Origin of the sequence: Thioalkalivibrio sp. ALgr3, assembly GCF_000377325.1 — a bacterium.
Classification (GTDB): domain Bacteria; phylum Pseudomonadota; class Gammaproteobacteria; order Ectothiorhodospirales; family Ectothiorhodospiraceae; genus Thioalkalivibrio.
The window spans coordinates 1-3369 of record NZ_KB898015.1 but is presented as its reverse complement, the minus strand read 5'-3'; the positions used below and the strand labels follow the sequence as shown (position 1 = coordinate 3369).

The following is a 3369-nucleotide window of genomic DNA, read 5'->3' as shown; positions in this document are numbered from 1 at the left end:
TCTGGTCGGCCTGCTCGGTCGATGATGCGGCAGCTCGCTACCTGGCTTCTGCCGGTGGGGTGACCGGACAGGACATGCTCGGGATCAATCAGGACGCGGCGAGCCTGACCCGTCAGGCCATGACGATCAACGCGATGCAGGATGCGTTTGCTCAAGGGGTTTCCGAGACGGACAACGCCGCACTTGCGCAATCGGTGTTTACGGCTCAGGCCGAGCAGACCCAGCGCAACACCTACATGCTGATGGGCAACATGGCCTCGCGCACGCTGCCGGTCATGCGCGCGGTGATCGAGGCCCTGCTGTACGCCCTGTTCCCGATTGTCATGGTCTTCATGCTGACTCCGGCATGGCTGTCGGTGCTCGGGCAATACCTACTCGTGATGATGTGGATTCAGCTCTGGCCGCCGATGTACGCGGTGCTGAACTCGATCATGTACTGGTACGGGGCGCCGCAGTCGCAGCGGATGGCGGAAATGAGCGACGGCAGCTCAGGGCTGACGCTCGATACGGCCGCCTCGATCAGTTACGCCAATTCCGACATGGTGGCGCTGGCCGGGTACATGGCCCTCACGATCCCGATGATCTCGTACATGATGATCCGGGGCGGTGCGATGATCGGGGCGAGCGTGGCGTCGAGCCTGAACCAGCCGATGTCGCAGGCGGCCACCCGCTCGGGCGCGTCCCTGACGGATGCCTCGATGCAGTCCGGCTCGGTGTCGTGGGATACCTCGCAGGTGAACACCGCGAGCGCGGACCAGATCAATACGGCGCCGAACATGCGCTATGGCGCGGCCGCCATCGAGCAGTCCACGCTTTCCGGTGGCACCGCTCGCACAAGCGAGGGAGGTCAGGCCAGCTACAACGCGAGTCCCGGTGCAACCAGTCTCGGGAATGTCTCGGCGTCCGCACAGGGCACCCTGGAGTCCGGTATCCAGACTCAGGCTCAGCGTGCCCAGCAGGCGGCTCAGGAAAACGCCGTGGCCTTCGATCAGCGCGTGCAGGGAACGGCCGCCCAGCAGTCCCAGCTCAACGACCTGGTGGGCGACCGTGCCATGGCCTCTGATCTGGGGCTCAGCAGGGATGAGTCTTTCAAGTACCAGGAGGCTTATGGGCAACGGGAAGGTATGGTCCAGGAGGCGTCTGAGCGTGCGGGTGTTTCCGAATCTCAGATGCGTGCGACTGTAAGCGAATTGTCGCAGGCTGTCCGTGCAGGTGTTCCCTTGGGCGTTGCGCAGGCTCAGGCGCAAATGAGCCTGACTGAACGAGGACTGTCGCAAGAGCAGGCTGAGCGTGCGGTATCCGAAGCCACAACCGTTTCGACTTCGCAGGAATACCAGCAGGCGGACGACTATATCCAGCAAATCGGGGAGCGAGTCGGCAACACCCAGACCGAGCGGTTTGGGGATTCGTTCTCCATGCTGGGCTCGGCCGGTGTGGCCGAGACTCAGGATGCGTCGCGGCGCATGGGGGCTTCTCTTCAGGAGTCGCAGTCCTGGTCCGAGCTTCAGTCTCGCGTCGAAAAGGACGGTCTTTCCGTGGGGGGCAAGCTCGATGGGGCGATCTACAGCACCCTTGCGCCGAAGGTGGGCGAATCCAACCTCCAGCGCATGATCGCGAACGCCAACGACGGCGGCGACAGCGCGGACAGCCGTGCCCTCATGTCGATGATCCGTCAGAACAGCGAGGAGATTGCCAGCCGGTACTTCGGGATTGGTGTGGCTGGAGCCCCGGCCAACAACGTCAACGCCGCTTACGATGGCTATGCGTCCGGGGTTCCGGGGACCGATCAGGCCCGAGACTTCGGGGGCGGGGCTCGCAACGACCTTGCGGCCGACGCGCGGGAGCGCGGGCTTGATGGCGTTGAATCTGACGTGCGGGCCGGTCGTGATGACCTTCAGGGTCGCTATCAGGATGCCCGAGAGATCGCTACCGAGAACATCGGTGAGCAGGCGCCCCATCCGGTGGGTGACTGGCGCCTCAACGAAGACGGCAAGATGGAATTGCGACCCGGCGCAGAACGCTCCCTGGCGTATCAGAGCTATCCTGTCGGCGGTCAAAGTGATGGGGCCGGTTCAGGAACGGGAACCGAGCGCGGTCCCCGGACGGATCGTTCAAGCGATGAAGCTCCGCGCGATGAAGGGGGAGACGTTCGGAGCGCTATTCAGCGGCGCCTCCTCAAAGAAGAGGAGTACCAGAATCAGCAAGGGGGCGAGCCCCCGAGCGGTTGGGAATCGGCCACCCAGGAAAGCGATAGAGAGTGGGGCGTTCACGCGCAACGACCGGGAACCGAGCGCGGTGTTCGGACGGATCGGCAAGATAACGGTGCCAACGATGCTCCGCGTGACAGGGGGCCGGATACTTCGGCCCCGCAAGGCGATAATGAACGCAGTGCCACCGCACAACGCCTGCGCGCCGAGCGTCAGGAGCGGGCGGGTCAGCAGGGCGGCAGCTTGCAGCACAGTTGGCGTCAGGATTCGGAGGAGCGTGAGATCGAGGCGTATCGAAACCAGGGGCCTCGTCCTCCGGGGCAGGGCCGGTAGCCCGTAGTCGGATGGGCCGGGCCAGCGGGTTACTGCTGGTCCGGCCACCCTCCCAGGTGGGGGTCATGCGGCAGTTCAACGTGTGAGTAGCCCTGCTTACCCATCATGGATGGGGTATCGAGCGATTCAACCAGGTAAACGTACATCAGATCGTTCTCACGCTCGATCTCTTCCGGAGTCAGGGAGCCGTACTGGGCTTCCTCGTTCTCGCGCCGAATGTGAGCCAGGATTCCTTCCGGCGGCGGGGCGCCCTCCTGGGCGGCCAGGTGCGCGACATAGGTATCGTCTGCCGTCACGGTCGGCTCGGGAGTCAGGGCCGGATGCTCCGTGAAGTCCTCAATGTTCGGGGGGCGCTGGGTCAGATCAAACGCATTGTGCGCCTCGCGCAGACCCACGATGACCTCTTCGTGGGTGGGGGTGTACAGCAGCCCCAGGGCCGCGCCGATGCCCAGAACGATCCGCTCGCGCAGGGACGGTTCGGGCGGGCTGTCGTGTCGCTCCACACGGCCGTCTCGGACGGCGTAGCGCCCCATTGGCACAGCGCGGCCGCGGGCAAACGCGACGACGCTCAGCAGGGGTGGGCGACGGTGCCGGTCAACCTGGATGCTGACCGGGATTCGACGGCCCTGGCGGCCGATCAGGTTGGTGGTGTATTGCAGGTTCATGGTTGTGTCCTCTCATGCAGTCCGTTTCCTGTATTCTTCAGTGTGAATCCTACCCTATTGAAGTACATTGTAGTTCAGGCGGAGAGGGTTTTCAAGGTGTTATTCGGGGCACTCCGTTTTCCGGGCAAAAAAAAGCCGGACCCGAAGGCCCGGCTGGGTATTGG

The 3369-nt window shown here is 63.9% G+C and carries 2 protein-coding genes; one reads left to right on the top strand and one right to left on the bottom strand.

Features of this window, described 5'->3' with window-relative positions; all coding sequences use genetic code 11:
- Positions 1 to 2540: conjugal transfer protein TraG N-terminal domain-containing protein (locus C998_RS14250; RefSeq protein ID WP_231365013.1), on the top strand; the 2540-nt coding region annotated here is incomplete at its 5' end.
- A gap of 29 nt (positions 2541 to 2569) precedes the next feature.
- Here the strand turns inward: C998_RS14250 and C998_RS0113690 are convergent.
- The gene (locus C998_RS0113690) at positions 2570 to 3205 is read right to left on the bottom strand and encodes a hypothetical protein (RefSeq protein ID WP_018871441.1); all 636 of its coding nucleotides are present in this window, start codon (positions 3203 to 3205) and stop codon (positions 2570 to 2572) included.
- Between the last annotated feature and the right edge of the window lie 164 nt (positions 3206 to 3369).

Excerpts from the sequence above, each read along its gene's own strand:
- C998_RS0113690 (WP_018871441.1), bottom strand. The coding sequence starts at position 3,205 with ATGAACCTGCAATACACCACCAACCTGATCGGCCGCCAGGGCCGTCGA.